This is a genomic window from uncultured Eudoraea sp. (assembly GCF_947258525.1).
Taxonomy (GTDB): Bacteria; Bacteroidota; Bacteroidia; order Flavobacteriales; family Flavobacteriaceae; genus Eudoraea.
Genome location: NZ_CAMYIP010000197.1, coordinates 13,930 through 34,884, shown reverse-complemented (window position 1 = coordinate 34,884; position 20,955 = coordinate 13,930). Strand labels below are relative to the sequence as shown.

At 38.9% G+C, this 20,955-nt stretch carries 16 protein-coding genes; 2 read left to right on the top strand and 14 right to left on the bottom strand.

The genetic code is table 11. The annotated features are described in order from the left end of the window. The coding region (locus Q0X89_RS15050; protein ID WP_297695633.1) for an aminotransferase class V-fold PLP-dependent enzyme at positions 1-1,086 on the bottom strand (1,086 nt) is incomplete at its 3' end. A 160-nt stretch (positions 1,087-1,246) separates the two neighbouring features. Here Q0X89_RS15050 and Q0X89_RS15045 point away from each other — a divergent pair. Beyond that, complete coding sequence (locus Q0X89_RS15045) at positions 1,247-3,268, top strand: dihydrofolate reductase (protein WP_297695631.1); 2,022 nt, start codon at positions 1,247-1,249, stop codon at positions 3,266-3,268. Positions 3,269-3,357: 89 nt separating this feature from the next. On the opposite strand, the gene Q0X89_RS15040 is transcribed toward Q0X89_RS15045, so the two are convergent. The 8 genes from Q0X89_RS15040 to Q0X89_RS15005 all read right to left on the bottom strand — a co-directional run bounded on the left by Q0X89_RS15040 (position 3,358) and on the right by Q0X89_RS15005 (position 16,736). Beyond that, positions 3,358-5,169 carry an acyl-CoA dehydrogenase family protein gene (locus Q0X89_RS15040; RefSeq protein WP_297695629.1) on the bottom strand — a complete coding sequence of 604 codons (1,812 nt, stop codon included), beginning with the start codon at positions 5,167-5,169 and terminating at the stop codon, positions 3,358-3,360. A 20-nt stretch (positions 5,170-5,189) separates the two neighbouring features. Beyond that, on the bottom strand, positions 5,190-6,380 hold the full coding sequence (locus tag Q0X89_RS15035; protein WP_297695627.1) for an acetyl-CoA C-acyltransferase: 1,191 nt from the start codon (positions 6,378-6,380) through the stop codon (positions 5,190-5,192). A 4-nt stretch (positions 6,381-6,384) separates the two neighbouring features. Further along, on the bottom strand, positions 6,385-8,790 hold the full coding sequence (locus Q0X89_RS15030) for a 3-hydroxyacyl-CoA dehydrogenase/enoyl-CoA hydratase family protein (RefSeq protein ID WP_297695625.1): 2,406 nt from the start codon (positions 8,788-8,790) through the stop codon (positions 6,385-6,387). Continuing rightward, complete coding sequence (locus Q0X89_RS15025; protein WP_297695623.1) at positions 8,787-9,254, bottom strand: MarR family transcriptional regulator; 468 nt, start codon at positions 9,252-9,254, stop codon at positions 8,787-8,789. The genes Q0X89_RS15030 and Q0X89_RS15025 overlap by 4 nt, the downstream gene beginning before the upstream one ends. A gap of 136 nt (positions 9,255-9,390) precedes the next feature. Further along, positions 9,391-11,166: a long-chain fatty acid--CoA ligase gene (locus Q0X89_RS15020; RefSeq protein ID WP_297695621.1), complete on the bottom strand. Its 1,776-nt coding sequence runs from the start codon at positions 11,164-11,166 to the stop codon at positions 9,391-9,393. Between the two features lie 129 nt (positions 11,167-11,295). Further along, a complete protein-coding gene (locus tag Q0X89_RS15015) occupies positions 11,296-11,751 on the bottom strand; it encodes a GNAT family N-acetyltransferase (RefSeq protein ID WP_297695619.1) in 456 nt (151 codons plus the stop codon). Positions 11,752-11,756: 5 nt separating this feature from the next. After that, a complete protein-coding gene (gene purL / locus Q0X89_RS15010) occupies positions 11,757-15,425 on the bottom strand; it encodes a phosphoribosylformylglycinamidine synthase (RefSeq protein WP_297695617.1) in 3,669 nt (1,222 codons plus the stop codon). A gap of 99 nt (positions 15,426-15,524) precedes the next feature. Then, positions 15,525-16,736 (bottom strand): methyltransferase domain-containing protein, encoded by a 1,212-nt coding sequence (locus Q0X89_RS15005; protein WP_297695615.1) that lies wholly within the window; start codon positions 16,734-16,736, stop codon positions 15,525-15,527. Positions 16,737-16,926: 190 nt separating this feature from the next. Here Q0X89_RS15005 and Q0X89_RS15000 point away from each other — a divergent pair, with 190 nt between their 5' ends. Continuing rightward, positions 16,927-17,955 (top strand): oxidoreductase, encoded by a 1,029-nt coding sequence (locus Q0X89_RS15000; RefSeq protein ID WP_297695613.1) that lies wholly within the window; start codon positions 16,927-16,929, stop codon positions 17,953-17,955. Positions 17,956-18,036: 81 nt separating this feature from the next. Here the strand turns inward: Q0X89_RS15000 and Q0X89_RS14995 are convergent, their stop codons facing one another. The 5 genes from Q0X89_RS14995 to Q0X89_RS14975 all read right to left on the bottom strand — a co-directional run. Then, complete coding sequence (locus tag Q0X89_RS14995) at positions 18,037-18,384, bottom strand: DUF6515 family protein (protein ID WP_297695610.1); 348 nt, start codon at positions 18,382-18,384, stop codon at positions 18,037-18,039. A gap of 181 nt (positions 18,385-18,565) precedes the next feature. Next, positions 18,566-19,018: a hypothetical protein gene (locus tag Q0X89_RS14990; protein ID WP_297695608.1), complete on the bottom strand. Its 453-nt coding sequence runs from the start codon at positions 19,016-19,018 to the stop codon at positions 18,566-18,568. After that, positions 19,011-19,523 carry a hypothetical protein gene (locus Q0X89_RS14985; RefSeq protein ID WP_297695606.1) on the bottom strand — a complete coding sequence of 171 codons (513 nt, stop codon included), beginning with the start codon at positions 19,521-19,523 and terminating at the stop codon, positions 19,011-19,013. The genes Q0X89_RS14990 and Q0X89_RS14985 overlap by 8 nt, the downstream gene beginning before the upstream one ends. Positions 19,524-19,640: 117 nt before the next feature. Beyond that, positions 19,641-20,186 carry an RNA polymerase sigma factor gene (locus Q0X89_RS14980; RefSeq protein WP_297695604.1) on the bottom strand — a complete coding sequence of 182 codons (546 nt, stop codon included), beginning with the start codon at positions 20,184-20,186 and terminating at the stop codon, positions 19,641-19,643. Between the two features lie 60 nt (positions 20,187-20,246). Then, positions 20,247-20,955, bottom strand: a 709-nt coding sequence (locus Q0X89_RS14975; RefSeq protein WP_297695601.1) for an ABC transporter ATP-binding protein, incomplete at its 5' end; no start/stop codon positions are given.

Here is a 20,955-nt window from a genome sequence, read left to right as displayed (position 1 = left end):
TATTTTAAGTAGGGTATACCAATGAAGACTCATCATGTATTTTGTGCATTCAAAGGTTCGCTTTGCAAGATTATACCAATCTTCCTCCATGGACTCCTGAAGCAAATAATCTGCTTTTTGCCTGAAGGTATTATGTGAGTCAATCCCTTCTTTAAATAACAACGCTGTGGTAATAGAGGGCATCATCATCATTTTATGTCCGTCAATAACAATAGAATCTGCCTTTTGCATTCCTTTCAGCAATGATTTGTATTTTGATGAAAAGATAGCTCCGCCACCATGTGCGGCATCAATATGAAACCAAATTCCTTTTTTCAGAGCAAAATCCCCGAGAATATCCAGATCGTCATATATACCTGTAGCGGTCGAAGGTGCACTTCCAACAATGGATATAACTTCATAGCCTTTGTGAATAGTCTTGTTGTAGACATCTTCTAATAATTTTGTATTCAAGGCAAAATTTTTATCCACAGGTATTTTTACAATTCCCTTTTCCCCCAGTCCCATGATTCTTGCCGCCCTGTCTATGCAGTAATGTGCCTCCTCGGAGACCATTATTGCCAACTTATTTGAATTGCCCTTTTCCCAAATATCTTTCCGCGCTATTTTCTTCCTGGCACTAAGAATAGCAGTAAGATTTGCTAATGTTCCGCCAGAGGTTAAAAATCCACTGGCCCTTTGGCTATATCCAATTTCTTTGCATAATTGTTCAATTACAACACGCTCCATTGCAGTTGGAGCCATTCCCATTTCATAGATACCCATTCCATTGTTAAGAATGGCGTTTAACAAACTTGTGAGACCGGTCACAGGGGCAACCGGACTTATCTGATGACCCATATAATTAGGGTGATGCAAGTGTATGCTCCTTTTTATGATTTCATTGTTAAGATCCGACGGATTTCCATTCAAAAGAAAGCTATTCCAAAATTTGTATTCTTCCGAAGGTACTTCCCAGTTAATAACTTTTGATGAAGTTCCGTTGATGGTTTTAGTCAGATGATCGGCTAAAATATCCACCAATTGATGAGCGTTTTCTCTGAAATCCTCGGGTGAATACACAGTCTTTAAAAGTTGTTTGTCCATGCTCTAAAATTATAAAGTTAGCCTATGTTAAACAAGCATTACTTTTTTATTGTAAAAGGGAGGAAAATGGATGTCAGATATTGAAACTTGTGGGTGACAAGTATAACAAATCCGTAATGTTTCGCTAAATTTGTAGGATTAAATTTAAAGGTATAAAATCATGAAATTGAAACATGTTGTAAGTAGTTTTCTTGTAATATTAGTAATGTGGTCTTGTAAGGAGAAAGTAATGCCGGAGGAGACTGTTGTAGTTAATGATAAGGGATTTGAATACGTAGTAGATCAATTTGCAGACATCAGAGTACTGCGTTATCAGGTTCCGGGTTTTGAGGAACTCGCCTTAAAAGAAAAAGAATTGGTTTATTATTTAACACAAGCTGGTTTAGCCGGCAGGGACATTATATGGGATCAGAATTACCGTCATAATCTGGAAATCAGGAAAGCACTGGAAAACATTTATACCAAATATACAGGTGACAAATCTACTTATGACTGGAACTCATTTGAAGTGTATTTAAAACGAGTATGGTTCTCAAATGGCATTCATCATCATTACTCCAATGATAAAATAAAACCCGGTTTTTCTAAGGAATATTTGAATTATTTACTGGCAGAAACAAATACAGAACTTAAAGGAGAGCCTTTTGAAGTTATTTTTAATGAGGCGGATGGCAAAAAGGTAAATAAAAAGAAAGGCGTGGATAATGTAGCCTCCTCAGCGGTTAATTTCTATGCTCCGGATATCACCGATGCCGATGTGGAGGAATTCTATAAAACTGCGTACAAAGGCCCGGAAGGCAAGCCAATAGAAACTGGTTTGAATTCTACACTGGTGAAGGAGAACGGCAAATTGGTTGAAAAGGTATGGAAGTCGGGAGGATTGTACGGTGCGGCTATAGACGAAGTAATTAAATGGCTGGAGAAAGCGCAGGCTGTTGCAGAAAATGAAAAACAAGCCAAAACTTTAGGATTACTGATCGAGTATTACAAAACAGGAAGTCTTGACGTATGGGATTCCTATGCTATAGAATGGGCGACTTCAACCCAGGGGAATATCGATTGGATAAATGGCTTTATAGAAGTTTATAATGATCCTAAGGGTTACAGAGGATCGTATGAGAGCATCATTCAAATAAACGATTTTGATATGTCCAGAAAAATGGCTGTACTTTCTGAGAATGCGCAGTGGTTTGAAGATAACTCTACCCTAATGGAAGAGCATAAAAAGGACAATGTGGTCGGGGTTTCTTATAAGACAATAAATGTTGCAGGAGAGGCCGGTGATGCCTCCCCAAGTACGCCTATCGGGGTAAACCTCCCTAATAATAATTGGATACGCCAGCAGCATGGAAGTAAGTCTGTGTCTTTGGGAAATATAGTTGATGCATATAATAATGCAGGAGGGAGTGGTAGATTAAAAGAATTTGCCAATGATGAAGAGGAGATCAGGCTTGAAGAAAAATATGGTAAACTGGCAGATAAATTACATACAGCATTGCATGAGGTAATAGGTCATGCTTCAGGACAAATAAATCCTGGTGTTGGTCAACCCAAGGAGACATTAAAGAATTACAGATCAACCATAGAAGAGGGTAGAGCAGACCTGATTGGACTCTATTTTATTATGGATCCTAAGTTAGAGGAATTGGGTCTTGTAGAAAACTGGGAAGAAACAGCCAAAGCCTCTTACGATGGATATATAAGAAATGGTCTGATAACACAATTGATACGAATTGAATTAGGGGATGATATAGAAGAAGATCATATGGTGAACAGGCAGTGGGTATCGGCATGGGCATTTGAAAAAGGTGAAGCCGATAATGTAATAGAAAAATTAAACAGGGATGGTAAAACATATTACAACATCAATGATTACCAAGCATTACGTGAATTATTTGGAGAATTATTACGTGAAACTCAAAGGATAAAGTCTGAAGGTGACTTCAAAGCCGCCGAGGAATTAGTAGAAGGGTATGGAGTTAAAGTTGACCAGGCCTTGCACGCTGAAGTTTTGGATAGAAATGTACAATTTAAGTCTGCTCCCTATAGTGGTTTTGTAAATCCTGTACTAGTTCCGACTACTAATGACGAAGGTGAAATTATTGAAGTTAATGTAATGCAACCTGCAAGTTTTGAAGAGCAGATGTTAAACTACTCTGAAACCTATGGTGTTCTAAATTGAATTGATCATATAAAAGTAAATACCATGTTGTTAAATGAAAAAACCGCTCAATTGAGCGGTTTTTCTATTTCAAATTAGATTGAATTCAATTAGTCAAAAGTGTAACCGTTATCTGAAGCTACCTTATCTGCTATTTGTTCTCTAAGTGCAGCAACATTAGGCTGATTGGTGTATTTTGTGAACCGCTTTAATCCCATAAGCATCATTCGCTGTTCATCACCTTCTGCAAAAGAGACAATTGCTTCCTTGCCTTTTTGAATAATTATATCCACTGCATTGTACAGATAAAGCCTTGACATTGCAATTTGCGTCGCTTGATTTTCTTCTCCGAATCTTCGGGCATTTTTCTCTGTTCTGAGAATGGTAGATTCTGCCATATATATTTCTATTAAGATGTCTGATGCAGCCAATAACACTTGTTGGTGTTTTTCCAGATCCGCGCCAAATTTTTGCACGGCACTTCCGGCAACCATCAGAAATACCTTCTTAAGCCTTGCAATCATATCGTTCTCTTCGGAAAAGAGCTCAGAATAATCCGGAGCATCAAAAGATGGTATTCCCATAAGCTCCTCAGCCACCTTTGTTGCCGGTCCTAATAGGTCTACATGGCCTTTCATTGCTTTTTTAACCAGCATACCAACCGCTAACATCCTGTTTATTTCGTTGGTTCCTTCATAAATACGTGATATACGGGCATCTCTCCAGGCCTTTTCCATAGGGGTATCGGCACTAAAGCCCATTCCACCAAAGATCTGAATGCCTTCATCTGAGGTTTGTTGGACATCTTCAGAAACCGCCACCTTGAGTATTGAACATTCTATGGCATATTCTTCAACACCTTTAAGCTCGGCCTCCTGGTGAGAATTGCCTTCAGCTACACGTACGGCTATCCTGTCTTCAATATTCTTTGCAGCTCTGTAGCAGGCAGATTCTCCTGCGTAAGCATTCACGGCCATTTGAGCAACCTTTCCCTTAATAGCCCCGAAATTTATGATCGGCGTTTTGAATTGAATCCTTTCGTTGGCATAATTTACAGCCTCACCAAGCACTCTCCTCTGCGCTTCAAGGCAAGCTGCAGCTAGCTTTATTCTTCCAATGTTTAGCGCGTTCATTGCGATTTTAAACCCATTTCCGCGCTCAGAAAGCATATTTTCAACGGGTACTTTCGTATCACTAAAAAATACTTGTCGGGTAGAGGAGGAGTGAATGCCTAACTTTTTTTCTTCATCTCCCATAGATATACCATTAGAAGGATCATTTTCAACAATAAAACCTGTAATGTTTTTATCATCTTCAATTCTGGCAAAAACAATAAACAACTTACAGAAGCCCGCATTGGAAATCCACATTTTTTGACCACTTATGTGATAATACTTCCCGTCTTTGGATAAAACAGCCTTGGTTTTTCCCGAATTTGCATCTGATCCGGCACCTGGCTCAGTAAGGCAGTAAGCTCCAAACCATTCACCTGTGGCCAGTTTGGGCACATATTTCTTTTTTTGCTCTTCTGTACCATATAGGGTTATTGGCATAGTACCTATACCCGTATGAGCTCCAAAAGCTGTGCTAAAAGAACCTGTAGCTCCGGAGATATAATCACACACCAGCATTGTAGAGACAAATCCCATGCCCAAACCTCCATATGCTTCGGGAACAGCGACACTTAACAATCCTAATTCACCGGCTTTGCGCATACACTCTTCAGTATAGGCATAATCCTTCTTTTCAAATTTTTCCCAATGCGCCCAGAGCTCACGATCTACAAAATCCTTGGTACTTTCGCGCATCATTTTTTGCTCTTCGGTCAGATCTTCTAACGTAAAAATATCTTCGCAATTTGTTTTTTTTACTAAAAACTGACCGCCACGTAAGATATCCTTGTTTATTGTTTCGGTACTCATTTTATATTTTTTTAATGTTATTAATTTAAAAATTCATAAATCCCGGCTGCACCCTGGCCTGTGCCCACACACATAGTTACCATGCCGTATTTACCTTTCATCTCGCGTTTGCGCATTTCATCAAATAATTGCACAGAAAGTTTAGCTCCGGTACAACCTAAGGGATGACCAAGTGCAATGGCTCCTCCATTTACATTAACAAGATCCTGATTAAGATTTAACTCCCTTAGTACAGCGAGAGATTGAGATGCAAAAGCCTCATTAAGCTCAATTAATGAAATATCATCCTGCTTTAAACCGGCTTGTTTTAATGCCTTTGGGATTGCCTTTACAGGACCTATTCCCATGATACGCGGTTCTACTCCCGCGGCGGCATAATTTACCAAACGGGCAATTGGCTCTAATTTTAATTCTTTAACCATTTCTTCACTCATCACCATAACAAAAGCTGCACCATCACTCATTTGTGAAGAATTGCCTGCGGTTACACTGCCATCCGCGGCAAATACAGGTCTCAATTTGGCGAGAACTTCTTTGGAAGTGTCTGCCCTTGGACCTTCATCCTTATTCACAGTGTACGTTTTGGTTTCTTTTTTACCAGCAGCATTAACAAAGGTGTGTTCCACTTCAATAGGTACAATTTGTTCCTGAAACTTGTTTTCTTTTTGCGCTTTTAACGCTTTCATATGGGAGTTGTACGCAAAATCATCCTGATCATCTCTTGAAACCTTAAATTGCTTTGCAACCGCTTCTGCCGTTAATCCCATACCCCAATAATAATCTTCATGCCCCTCTTTAGCGATTTCGTAATCGGGTGTTGGCTTGTATCCTCCCATTGGAATATAGCTCATGCTTTCTGATCCTCCCGCTATGATACAATCAGCCATTCCTGCCTGAATCTTAGCCGTTGCAATACCAATGGTTTCCAGACCAGAGGCACAATATCGGTTTACAGTAACCCCGGGAACATCATCTATTTCTAAACCCATTAAAGATATCAGACGAGCCATATTGAGCCCTTGCTCGGCCTCCGGCATTGCGTTACCTACTATAACATCATCTATTCTTTTTTTATCCAATTGTGGCAACTCTTTCATCATATGAGCGATGGTTTCCGCTGCCAACTCATCAGGTCTTTTAAAACGGAATAACCCTCTTGGCGCTTTACCAACCGCTGTCCTATAAGCCTTAACGATATATGCTGTTTTCATTTTTTTAATTTCTAAGTGGTTTACCTGTTTTTAACATGTGCTGAATTCGTTCTAATGTCTTTCTCTCCGTACAGAGTGATAAAAAAGCCTCTCGTTCTAGATCGAGCAAGTATTGTTCACTGACAAGAGTTGCCTCAGATAAATCTCCTCCGGCCATTACATATGCCAGTTTATCTGCAATTTTTTTATCGTGTTCACTTATATAGTTTCCGGCTTCCATAGAATCCGTACCTACAAGGAACATGCCCAGAGCCTGTTTACCCAAAACCTTTACATCTTTTCTTTTTATGGGTTGCGTATACCCTGATTCAGCTAAAAGTTTTGCATGTGACTTGGCTGTTGCTATCTGACGATCTTTGTTTACAACAACAATGTCTTTTCCTTTTTGAAGGATTCCCAGGTCATACGCTTCATATGCTGAGGTGGATACTTTAGCCATTCCAATAGTTAGAAAGTATTCCTGTAATACATTTAATTCTACATCATTCTTTCTGAATGTGTCAGATGCTCTTAATGCCATTTCTTTAGAACCTCCACCTCCCGGAATTACTCCAACACCGAATTCAACCAACCCTATATAAGTCTCTGAAGCTGCAACAACCTTGTCGGCATGAAGTGATAGCTCGCATCCTCCACCAAGGCACATTCCATGAGGAGCAGAGACTGTTGGAATAGAAGAATATCGCATGCGCATCATCGTATCCTGAAAGTATTTAATTGCCATATTCAATTCATCATACTCCTGTTCCACTGCCATCATGAATATCATTCCAATATTGGCTCCTACGGAAAAGTTTGCTGCCTGATTACCTATAACGAGCCCTTGAAAATCCTTTTCGGCCAGGTCTACAGCTTTATTTAAACCCGCTAATACATCTCCGCCAATAGTATTCATCTTAGATTGGAATTCTACATTCAGAATTCCATCACCAAGATCTTCTATGACTACTCCACTATTCTTAAAAACTTCATTAGATTTTCTTATGTTATCCAAAATAATGAAAGCATCCTGCCCCGGAACTTTAGCCATGGTTTTACGGGGGATATCATAAAAATAGGTAGCCCCATCTTTTACACTGTAGAATGAAGAGGCCCCGGAGTCCGTAAGTTCCTTAATCCATGATGCAGGGCTATGACCCTCATCTGCCATCATTTTGAGCCCGTTTTCCAAACCAATAGCATCCCATATCTGAAATGGTCCGTGTTCCCAACCAAAACCGGCTTTCATGGCGTCATCAATTTTATATAATTCATCAGTTATCTCGGGAATGCGGTGCGAAACGTACGCAAAAAGTGCAGCGAAGCTTTTACGGTAAAAGTCACCTGCTTTATCCTTACCGTTAACCAATACTTTGAAACGATCAATAACTTTATCAATGGACTTGGTAGTTTCCAGGGTGGCGAAATTTGCTCTCTTTTTTGACCTGTAATCCATGGTATCCAGATCCAGGCTAAGAATTTCAGTTTTCCCTTCTTTGGACTTTACCTTTTTATAGAAGCCCTGGCCCGTTTTACTTCCCAGCCATTTGTTTTCCGACATTGTCCTGATAAATTCCGGTAACTTAAATAGCTCATGTCGCTCATCATCCTTGCAATTTTCGTGGATTCCGTTTGCCACATGTACCAAAGTGTCGAGGCCTACCACATCTACGGTTCTGAAGGTTGCAGATTTTGGCCTGCCAATTACAGGACCGGTTAGCTTATCTACTTCTTCAACTGTGAGCCCAAGCTCTTTAACCATGTGAAATAAGCTTTGAATGCTAAAAATCCCAATCCTATTACCAATAAATGCAGGTGTATCCTTTGCAACTACGGATGTTTTTCCAAGAAATTTTTCGCCATAGCTATTTAAGAAGTCCAGCACATCTGGTTTCGTCTTTGGGCCCGGAATAATTTCAAAAAGTTTAAGATAGCGAGCAGGATTAAAGAAATGAGTACCGCAAAAATTTTCCTGAAAATCATCACTTCTCCCTTCACTCATAAATTTAATAGGAATACCGGAGGTGTTAGAGGTAATAAGCGTACCGGGACTTCGATGTTTTTCAAGGTTTTCAAAAACCGTTTTCTTTATGTCAAGACGTTCCACAACAACCTCAATAATCCAATCAACTTGTCCTACTTTGGAAATATCATCTTCAAGATTTCCCGTCTTAATTCTGCTGGCGAATTTTGAATGATAAATAGGTGATGGTTTGGATTTTAATGCAATGCCTAGCGAATCGTTGACAATTCTATTTCTTACAACCTTGTCTTTAAGTGTAAGCCCTTTCGATTTTTCTTTTTCATTAAGTTCCCTGGGAACAATATCTAACAACAGGACTTCAACTCCAATATTTGCAAAGTGACAGGCAATTCCGCTGCCCATAATACCCGAACCTATGACAGCTACTTTTTTAATATGCTTATTCATTGATGGTGATTATTATTTAGTTTAGTGTTCCTACTATATATTTTTTTCTCGGAAATAAGTCCGTTTATGGTTTCCATAACCTTAAAAAAGTTGTTCAGTTCCTCCTCGCTAACATTCTGCCTTACTACTTCATTAAAGCGCAGAACAACATCTTTCGAATCTTCTCGTTTTTCAAGACCAAAAGGTGTAAGATATATTAGAACGCCGCGGCCATCTTCCGGATTAGGTTTCCGTGTAATTAGCCCTTTTTCTTCCATGCTCTTTAGTATACGGGATAAGCTGGTGGCCTCCATTCCCATTTTGGGGCCAAGTGATGTAGAAGGTGTGCCGGTTTTTGGATCTATACTCAACAGCGTAAAACCAACGGCCATTGTTGTTCCAAAATTTTTGGCTTCCTCATTGTACATTCTGGCAACGGATTGCCAGGTAGCACGTAAGGCATAATCTATTGTTATATCCTTCATGAAATCTTAAATTGTTCCTCAAAGATATAAAAATTTATTATGCATGCATAATAAATTTTAAAGAATAGCCTATCGCTTTTAAAAAATAAAATTGGAAAAATTGAGTAGTTCTTCTCAGAGTAAGAGGGAGGATTTGCTACTCACGTCCATATATCTGGTTGTAGAGGTCTTTGTACTTTTCTTTAATAATCTTTCGGCGCAGTTTCATAGTAGGAGTGAGGTGTCCTTCGTCTACGCTCCAAACATCAGGCGTAAGTCTAAATTGTTTTATTTTTTCCCATTTAGCAAACTTTTCATTGGCATGATCAACTTCTTCCTGAAATCTGGACAGAACTTTTGGATTAACTACACTTTCGGCATCGGTTCCCAGTTCAATATTATGTCTGACAGCCCATTCCCCTAAAAATTCAAAATTGGGTTGAATAAGAGCTGAGGGCATTTTTTCACCTTCCCCTACAACCATAATCTGTTCAATAAATCTGGATTGCTTAAATCTGTTTTCCAATACCTGAGGTGCCACATATTTCCCACCTGAAGTTTTAAACATTTCTTTTTTGCGATCTGTAATCCTCAGAAAGCCATCAGCATCTAATTCGCCAATATCACCTGTGTGAAAAAAACCATCTTTTAGCACTTCAGCGGTTTTCTCAGCATCTCTGTAATAGCCCATCATTACCTGTGGCCCTTTTACACAAATCTCACCATCTGCCTCAATTTTAACTTCAGTGCGTCCTATAGGCTTACCTACGGTTCCTATTTTGAAACCATTATTTCGCATATCATTAACCGATATAACCGGCGATGTTTCTGTGAGTCCATAGCCTTCCATAAGTCCCATTTCAGCTGCGTTAAAGATTCTTGCCAATCTGGGTTGTAAAGCTGCACTTCCCGATGCAATGAGGTCAAGATTTCCACCAAGACCTGCTTTCCATTTACTAAAAATTAATTTACGGGCCAGATTAAGTTGTTTTTCATACCACCATCCGTTTTGACCATAGGGTTCGTATCTGAGCCCAACTTTTACGGCCCAAAAAAACAAGAATTTCTTAATACCTTTTAAGTCCGCTCCTTTTGCAATTATTTTATCATAGACCTTTTCAATAAGTCTTGGAACAGCCGTCATTACATGGGGTTCAACTTCTTTTAAATTCTCACTAATTGTTTCCAATGATTCAGCAAAATAGATAGAAACACCCCTATACTGATACAGATACATCAGCATACGTTCATAAATGTGACAAACAGGCAAAAAACTAACGGCTTTTCCTGCACCGTCTTCACTGGGTAATCTGAATGAACTTTCCAGAGTATTGCTCACAATGTTATTATGGGAGAGCATAACTCCTTTTGGTCTTCCTGTGGTACCAGAAGTATAAATTAATGTGGCCAGGTCTTCGGGTTTTACGGAGTCCTTAAGCTTATCAACTTCAACCTGATTGGACTCGTCTTTACCTAGTTCCAATATTTCTTTCCAGTTCTTGCAGTTCCCGAGTTCATCAAAGGAGTATATTTCCTTTAATGAAGGAACTTTAGATTTCACTGCCTTAACCTTTTCATAAACTTCACTGCAGGAGACAAAGCAGTAAACACATTCAGAATGGTTAAGCACATAAGCATAATCCTCTTCAGAAATTGTTGGATAAATAGGTACATTCTGCGCTCCTAATTGTAAAATTCCTATATCCATTATATTCCACTCAGTCCGATTAGTCATGGAAATCAATGCAATCTTATCATTGGGTTTTACGCCTAACCGCAATAGTGCCCTGCTCACAGCATTAGCCTTATCCACATAATCTTGTGTAGATGTGGCAACCCACTTTCCATCATATTTGGTATTAAGGGATTTGTCGAGATTAAATTTTTCCAATTGATAATATGGGAAATCAAAAAGACGGGTTATATTTTGCATACTAAGTTTCTGAATGGTAATTGCAAAATAAGAAAAGGGAATGGTATTATAAAGGAGTATTGCTAAAAAAAGACCTTAATATTTTATAATCTGACAATAAAATGTATTCTTAAAGGATAAGACTATAATTTAGCGTAAATGAAGTTTCATGCCCTCATGTGATGCAATGAAGCCTAGTTTTTCATAAAATTTTAAGGCTGACTTTCTTTTTTTATCTGTTGTAAGTTGCACTAAATGTGCTCCTTTTTGTTTGGAGCGTTCTATGGCCCATTCCATAAGTTCCTGTCCAATTCCTTTATTCCTGTAATTTTCATGAACCCTTACGGCTTCTATCTGCGCTCTTATTCCACCCCGGTAGGTTAGATATTGTATAAAACTTAGTTGTAAAGTGCCTACTATGGAACCAGATTTACTTGCCATTACCACCAGTTCCTGATTTTGGTCCGAATTAATCTTATCAAATGCATCTAAATACAGCTCCGGTAACGGCGTTTTAAAGCTTTCCCTTAACCTGCCTAATTCGTCATTGGCTAAAAGTTCTACGATCGCAGATAAATCAGCTTGTTTGGCCCTGCGAATAATCATGCTCTTTAGTTTTGTTTCTCAATCCATTTCCTGGCATTCATAAACGCCTCTAACCAAGGTGATATATGATCGTTTCTATCCTTGGGGTAATAGGCCCAGTTCCAAGGAAAAATAGAACGCTCAATATGCGGCATGGTCACTAAATGCCTTCCGGTTTTATCGCACATCATAGCAGTATTAAAATCGCTTCCATTGGGATTAGAGGGATAGTCAACATAACTGTATTTAGCCACAATATTATAATCCTCTTCTGCTAATGGAAGACTAAACTTCCCTTCTCCATGTGATATCCATACTCCCAGCGTAGTTCCTGAAAGTGAAGAAAGCATGACCGAATTATTAGGTTCAATTTTCACTGAAGTGAAACTGCTTTCATGCTTATGCGAATCATTAAAGGTCATTTTACCATGAACTTCATGTTCGGGATTCACTAATTCTAATTCCATAAAAAGCTGACACCCGTTACATATTCCGACGGACAAAGTATCAGACCTCTCAAAAAAGTTAAGAAGCGTTTGTCTTGCTTTTTCATTGTATTTAAAAGCACCTGCCCAGCCCTTTGCACTACCCAAAACATCAGAATTAGAGAAACCGCCAACAGCGCCTATGAATTGCATGTCTTCCAAAGTTTCACGGCCAGCAATAAGATCTGTCATGTGCACATCCTTGACATCAAATCCGGCAAGGTACATTGCATTGGCCATTTCACGTTCAGAATTACTCCCTTTTTCTCTTAAAATGGCTGCCTTCGGCCGCTCTACCTCTTCTGTTGTTCTTTCTGGCCGATCATTATGAAAATAAGCCGGAAAGACAAAATTCAGAGGTTGTTTCTTGTAATTTTCATATCTCGATTTTGCCAGATTATCAGCAGTTTGCTTGTCGTCTAAGAGATAAGATGTTTTATACCAGATATCGCGTAAACGGTCAATATTAAAAGTTAATTCAACTTCTTGATTTTTAAGGCTCAATTCCGGTTGCCGGATAACTTCTCCTATTTTCTTAAAAACTATTCCCGCCTTCGCCATTTTAGATTCCACAGAATCATCTTTCGATTGAAAGACCAGTCCTGAGTTTTCAGAAAATAACAGTTTTACCGTGTCTTTTTCTCCCAACTCACTTAAATTAAGAGATGCGCCTAAATTTGTATCTGCAAAACACATTTCTAAAAGTGTGGTTATCAATCCTCCTGAAGATATATCATGGCCGGCGACAATTTGTCCGGCCTTTATCAATTCCTGAAAGGTGTTAAATAGATTTACAACATAAGCAGATTCTTTTATTGAAGGAGCCTTATCACCAATTCTATTAAGGATTTGAGCAAAAGAAGACCCACCCAGCTCATATGCATCCTGAGAGATGTTTACATAGTAAATACTTCCGGCATTACTTTGAAATACAGGTTCTATTACCTTAGTAATATCTGAGCAATTTGCAGCTGCTGAAATAATTACGGTTCCCGGGGCAATAACTTCTTCATCCTGGTATTTTTGTTTCATGGATAATGAATCCTTGCCCGTGGGTACATTGATCCCAAGTTCAATAGCAAAGTCTGATATTGCTTTAACGGCTTCATACAGCCTGGCATCTTCTCCTTCATTTCTGCAGGGCCACATCCAGTTAGCAGAGAGTGCAACAGATTTTAAGCCGTCTTTTAGTGGTGCCCAGACAATATTTGAAAGGGCTTCGGCAATACTGTTCCTGCTACCCGCTATCGGATCAATTAATCCGCTTATAGGGGAATGACCAATAGAAGTTGCTATACCTTCTTTGCCCTTAAAATCCAGAGCCATTACACCACAATTATTCAGAGGTAATTGCAAAGGTCCGGCACATTGTTGTTTGGCCACCTTGCCACCAACGCATCGGTCTACTTTGTTTGTTAACCAATCCTTGCAACCAACGGCTTCGAGCTGAAGCACTTGTTCCAGATAGTCATGAATAAATTCTATGTTATAAGCTGTTTCCTGATATTTCCTGTCAACTGTAATATCATCCATGATCGTTTTAGGAGAGCTGCCAAACATATCGGAAAGTTCAAGGTCCATTGGTTTAATACCTTTTGTTTCAGATTCAAAGGTAAATCTATGGTCTCCGGTAACATCTCCTACATCATAAATAGGGCTGCGTTCCCTGTCTGCAATTCTATGTAACAAGTCCATATTTTCAGTACCCATAACAAGCCCCATCCGTTCCTGAGATTCATTACCTATAATTTCCTTGGCAGAAAGTGTAGGGTCACCAATAGGGAGCTTGTCCAGATCAATTTTACCTCCTGTCTCTTCCACCAGTTCGGATAAACAGTTTAAATGGCCACCCGCACCATGGTCATGAATAGAAACTATGGGATTCTCCTTACTTTCTACAAGACCGCGTATTGCATTGGCTGCACGCTTTTGCATTTCCGGGTTAGACCGTTGCACGGCATTTAATTCTATAGCAGAACTAAATTCTCCCGTATCGGCACTTGATACGGCTGCGCCACCCATACCTATGCGGTAATTGTCGCCCCCAAGTATCACTATTTTATCTCCTTTTTTCGGAATTCCCTTCAAAGCCTGGTCTGCTTTGCCATAGCCTATGCCCCCGGCAAGCATGATAACCTTATCATATCCCAATTTTCTGGAATGCTCCTCATGTTCAAAGGTCAAAAGGGATCCTGATATTAAGGGTTGACCAAATTTGTTGCCAAAATCAGAAGCTCCGTTGGAAGCTTTAATAAGAATATCCATTGGAGTTTGGTATAACCACGGTCTTTCCTGCATTCCATTCTCCCATGACCTGTCTTTTTCAAGGCGAGAATAAGAAGTCATATATACTGCTGTTCCGGCTACGGGCAATGAGCCTTTTCCTCCAGCCAATCGATCTCTAATCTCACCCCCTGAACCCGTCGCTGCTCCATTAAAAGGCTCTACAGTCGTTGGAAAGTTGTGGGTTTCGGCTTTTAGTGAAATAACAGATTCAAACTCACTTTCCTTGTAATAGTCTGGTTTATCAGAAGTTTCCGGAGCGAATTGAACAACTTTCGGCCCTTTAACAAAAGCCACATTGTCTTTATATGCCGATACAATTTCATTCGGATTTTCCTGAGCTGTTTTCTTTATTAACTTAAATAGTGAGGATGGCATTTCTTTTCCATCAATAATAAAGGTTCCGTTAAAAATTTTATGCCTGCAATGTTCAGAATTTACCTGACTGAAACCAAAAACCTCAGAATCTGTTAAATACCGGCCTATTTTTTTTGATAAGCCCTCCAGATATTCTACTTCATCCTGGCTGAGCGCCAACCCTTCTTCCTTATTGTATTTGGAAATATCAGCTATTTCGAGGATTGGATGTGGTTCCACCTCAATAGTATAAATCTCCTGATCTAATCCCTTATATTTTTGGGAGAGCATCGGATCATAATCTGTATTGTCTTCATCCACAGGATTAAATTCTTCAATCCTGATAATTCCCGTAATGCCCATATTTTGAGTGATCTCGGTTGCATTTGTACTCCAGGGAGTTATCATAGCTGCCCGGGGTCCAACAAAAAAGGCGTCTACAGACGCCACATTCAAATAGGGTTGATTTCCAAATAACCAACCAAGTTTCTCAATGTCTATTTTGGAAAGTGGTTGGTTAGTTTGAACTGCAAATACTTTTGTGCTGAGGTCTCCAAAGAAATGAATCATGGAACGTTTTACATATTAGGTTTACCAAAGCACAAATTTACATTATAATTACCGGTTTTTTTAAGAGAAGAGTAAACAGTTTTCAAACGGAATTGTTCATTACTTTCGTACCAGTCTTGCCATGTAAAATCCATCAAATCCACTTTCGGAGGCATAAATGTTCACCTCTTTTTCCAGTGAGAATTCTTTTCCTTCATCGGAACCTAAAAATTGTTTCACCTGCTCTTTATTCTCCTGAGGCAAAATAGAACAGGTAACATAGACAAGTTTACCTTTTTCTTTGACCATTTTACTGTAAGTCCTCAATATTTCCTGCTGAACTTTTGTAATCTTAGTCAGAAATTCTGGCTGTAATTTCCATTTTGCATCCGGATTGCGTCTTAGTACCCCCAGACCAGTGCAAGGTGCATCTATAAGCACTCTATCTGCACTGGAATATAATTTTTTGTAGACTTTACTAGTGCTAATAAGCCTTGTTTCAATATTATGTGCCCCGGCCCTCTTAGCTCTTCGCTTCAGTTCCTTTAATTTATTACTATAAATATCAAGAGCAATCAGCTGCCCTTTATTTTGCATAAGAGCAGCCAAATGCAAAGTTTTACCACCTGCTCCTGCACATGCATCTATCACCCGCAATCCCGGTTCTGCCTGTGCAAAAGTTCCAACCTTTTGAGAGGAGGCATCCTGCACTTCAAAAAAGCCATCTGCGAAAGCCTTGGTTTTAAACACATTAGTTCGTTCTTTTAGCACGAGTGCATCCGCATAACCCTCAATTGGATCTGTCCCAATTCCTTCATCAAGAAGAATAGTTATTAATTTGTTTTTAGTCGTTTTAAGCGTATTGGTCCTGAGGACTACCTGTGCCTGCTTGTTCAATGCTGCAATTTCCTTTGTCCATAGTTCTTCGCCCAATGAATCTGCACCCAAATCATCTATCCAGTCCGGGATCGATTCTCTGTATTTTCTTATTTTGGAAAGTTCATCGAACCTTCCTTTAATTCGTCTGGCCGGAGTGTGTTCGATTTGTTTCCAATCTGGTAATTGAATGCCCCTGAGTACTGCCCAAACGGCAAACAGGCGGAACAAGTTAGGTCTGGAATAGGGAGCACCAACTTCAGCAATTTCTGAATAAAGGCGTTTCCAGCGGACTATATCATAGGTGGTTTCGGCAATAAAACCTCTATCTCTTGAGCCCCAGCGTTTGTCGTGCTTTAAAGTTTTTTCTACTACCTTATCGGCATATTCTCCTTCATTAAATATTAGGTTTAGGGCATCTACAACCGCAAACACCAAATTTCTATGTAACCGCATCTGTAAAAATTAGGTGGCAAAGGTATTGCTTTTAATTTTTAACTAGTTGATTTCACTTTATGCATAAGGCGCCATTTCTCGATTCAATATATCTTTATGTGCATTCCAATTTTTGAGAGAGGGCTGGTTTATGTAAGGTGATCGTTTTTTTCTACAGGTTATAAATCCGGTTTTATACCTACATTTACGCATGCGCAATATTATCTTGATCACCATTTTATTTATAATTTATTCCTGCGAGCAAACCCTTGAAAGGCCTGATTATACTGAGGTCAAAGTTGAGGTCCTATATGAGGATTCGCTGAGTGTACGGGCCATTGAACTTATGAATGGCAGTTTGGGCTTTGCAGCCAACAAAGGTGTTTTTGGCACAATTGACCTGCAAACAAAGACTGTAAGGACAAATATCCAAAAATATGATAGTATTTTGCCTGAATTTAGGGCAATTGCACATACCGCTACCGATTTTTTTATGCTCTCAGTTGCGAACCCTGCTCTTTTGTATAAAACCGGGGATAAAGGAAGTATGGAGCTGGTTTATACAGAAGAAGGGGAGAGCGTTTTTTATGATTCTATGGCTTTTTGGAATGATAAAGAGGGTATAGCCATAGGCGATAGTATGGCCGGTTGTCTTTCTATAATTATCACCAGAGATGGGGGTAATAGCTGGAATAAACTCTCTTGTCCCCAATTGCCTAAGGCGCCTGAAGGGGAAGGAGCTTTTGCTGCAAGTAATACTAATATTGTAGTTCAGGGAAATAAGGCCTGGGTAGGAACCACCCAGGCACGTGTTTATTACACAAGCGATAAAGGGTTATCCTGGGAGGTTTTCCAAACTCCGATCCTTAAGGAAGAACCTACTCAGGGAATTTACTCCATGGATTTTTACGATAACTCACTGGGAATTGCCATCGGAGGCGATTATACAGAGCCTGAGAAGCGCATGGCTAATAAGGCAATCAGTCTTGATGGAGGTAAAAGCTGGCAGCTGCTTGCCAATAATCAGGAACCCGGTTATAAGAGCTGTATTCAGTTTGTTCCCAATTCTGAAGGGAAGGAGATTGTGGCCATAGGATTTACCGGAATCTCCTATTCCAGTGATCAGGGGAAGAATTGGAAGAAAATTTCGAAAGAAGGGTTTTATACCATGCGATTCCAGAATGACTCTGTGGCCTATGCGGCAGGAAGAAATCGCATAGCTAAACTTACTTTCAAATAAAAAGGGAAGTATTTAAACTTCCCTATTTATTCACCAACAACTTAACCACTTAACGTGGCAACCAAATCAAAACTATCCTAACTATACATTCACTACAATATAGTTACGACCTTTTTTCTTATAAAAAACTCCATTGTACGTATAATACTTCCTACCGCTTAATACAACTACTTTATTTCCAACCGGAAGTTTTCTCACCTTAATTCCTACAGGAGCCGCACACACAACATATTTTCTCCCCCTTGCTTTGTACCATACTCCATTGGAAAAATGAAAATTTACTCCTTTGTGAACCACAAGTCGTGGTTGGTATAATTTTGTAACAACGGTACCATGTCTTGGATAAACTTTAACAGTACGCTGAGCTGTTACCGCTGAAGTTGCGCCAATTAATAAAATCGTGATTACTAATAGGTTTAAACTTTTCATAACTTCTTTTTTTATTGATTATATAGCTAAGACTATCAATTAAAGTAAAGGTTTAATTAAGGATTGATTTTATTTTAAAAAGATTATGGATTATTGGAATAAAAAGGGGATAATATTGATTTTATGCATAAAAAAAAGGAAACCTTTTGGTTTCCTCCGGAATTCAATCTGACTCTATAATTTAACCGCCTCCCTGTCTCCTTTGCTGAATTTGTCTCAACAGTCTTTTCTTAAAATCTTCTTCCGCTTTAATTAACAGAAAGGTTTTTTTAGGTGAAATAACCTCACGAATATTTGACAAGAATAAGACATTAAGCTCTTGTTTCTCCCTCTCCAGCTCAATAAGTTGGTCTAATAGTCTATTTGCCTCAGATTCACTTAAGTTCTCAAAATCCATCATCTTGCTCCTGATATCCGCACGTTCCTTTCTGCGAATTTGCGCCAGGGCTTCCTCATGCTCATTGTAAACCGGCCAAAACATAGTCGCTTCATTGCTCGTTAGACCTACGCGCTCTGTTATAAATGCAACTTTAAGCGATTTAATTTTATCCATTCCCGGCCTGCCCTGACCCGACACTAGTGCAATGGTAAGAAACAGCATTGCAAATACCCATATTTTGCCGAATTTATTCATCGATCTCCAAATTTAATTCATCAATATCATCAATGTTATCCTCAAGGTAATCAATGATGTTTTCATCATCCAGTTCACTATTAAGAATATCATTTACTTCTAATTCTTCTATTAGTAACACCTCAGCCAGTTCGTAAGTGCTTAATCCCAGTTCGTTTTCTTCAAGGTAATTTTCAATGTCCGTTCTGGCCAGATCATCAAAAGTAAAACTACTTTTACCACTCCGTTGAATGCTTAGAACTAATATCAAAATTGCGGCCACTGAGGCTGCTACATAAAAGTATTTTCTGTAGGGTTTGAGCCTGATAACCTTTGATTCCTTTTCAGATACCTTATCTAAGATCTTTTTATTCAGATTATCAAAATAGCTTTCCGGCACAGCAAATCCATCTTCCTTCGGAAGACTTGAAGTCTCTTTTGACATTTTGTCTAAAAGATCATCTGTAAAACCTTCAAAGTAACCCTTTGGGGCCTTAAATCCACTATTTTTTCTTTTTTTACCCATCCTAATTGTTAGACTCTCAATGTCTTAAAAGGTTTAATATTCCCAGGTTTTAATAATTTAACTTTTATATTCTTAATTTACTTCAAACCTAAATATATTAAATAAGCATTACTTCTTTTATTCTTCTCCTTTTAAACTGGCTTCAATTTTTTTTACAGCTAAGTGGTAGGAAGCTTTTAGGCCACCTACCGAGGTTTCTAATATCTCAGATATTTCCTCGTATTTTAGCTCTTCAAAATACTTCATATTAAATACCAATTTTTGTTTTTCCGGCAATAGTGCAATCGCCTTTTGCAACTTCAATTGTATTTCATCACCTTCAAAGTACACATCTGCCTGCAAATTATTGGCCATTCTTTCTTGTAATTCTTCATTATCAACACCTAATTTTTTAGACTTTACCTTAAGAAATGTGAGTGCTTCATTCGTAGCAATTCTGTACATCCAGGAATATAACTTACTATCACCTTTAAATTTTTCAATATTTCTAAAAATCTTAATAAAAGTATTTTGCAACACATCATCCGTGTCGTCATGATTAAGCACAATTCGCCTGATATGCCAGTAAAGACGCTCCTTGTAGGTGTTAATCAACACCTCAAAGGCCTTGGCCTGGGTATCTTTCTGCTTTAAATTTTCTATTAAGGTTTCTTCGGCGATCAAAGCAAATACTTATTTATTTAAGACTGCGTTGAAATTAAAAGGTTTAATCACATTTGAAATTTATATTACACCCAGCGTTTGCATATCTACCAGGTTTTTATAAACACCACTTGTTTTCAGCAATTCTTTATGCGACCCAAGCTCTACAATCTTTCCTTTCTGTAATACGACAATAGTATCCGCATTTTGTATAGTAGATAATCTGTGAGCGATAACAATAGAGGTACGGTTGCGCATCATTTTTTCCAGTGCATCCTGCACCAGCCTTTCACTTTCAGTGTCCAGGGCAGAGGTGGCCTCATCCATAATCATAACCGGAGGATTCTTTAAAACGGCCCTTGCAATGGAGAGACGTTGTTTCTGGCCGCCACTTAGTTTATTACCACTATCTCCGATATTAGTGTCATAACCCCTGGGCAATTCCATTATAAAATCATGCGCATTAGCAATTTTGGCAGCAGCTTCAATTTCTTCATCACTTGCATTTTCCTTACCAAGACTAATATTGTTTTTTACCGAATCATTGAATAGAATAGAGTCTTGTGTCACCAATCCTATGAGATCCCTTAATGATTTCTTAGTGAGGTCTTTAATATTGGTATCGTCTATTTTTATTTCGCCTTCATTGATATCATAAAACCTTGTTACCAGGTTTGCAATAGTACTTTTGCCACTACCGGACTGGCCTACCAGGGCCACGGTATTGCCCTTTGGAACATAAAGATTGAATTTTTCCAATACGTATTCATCCTCATATTTAAAAGCAATG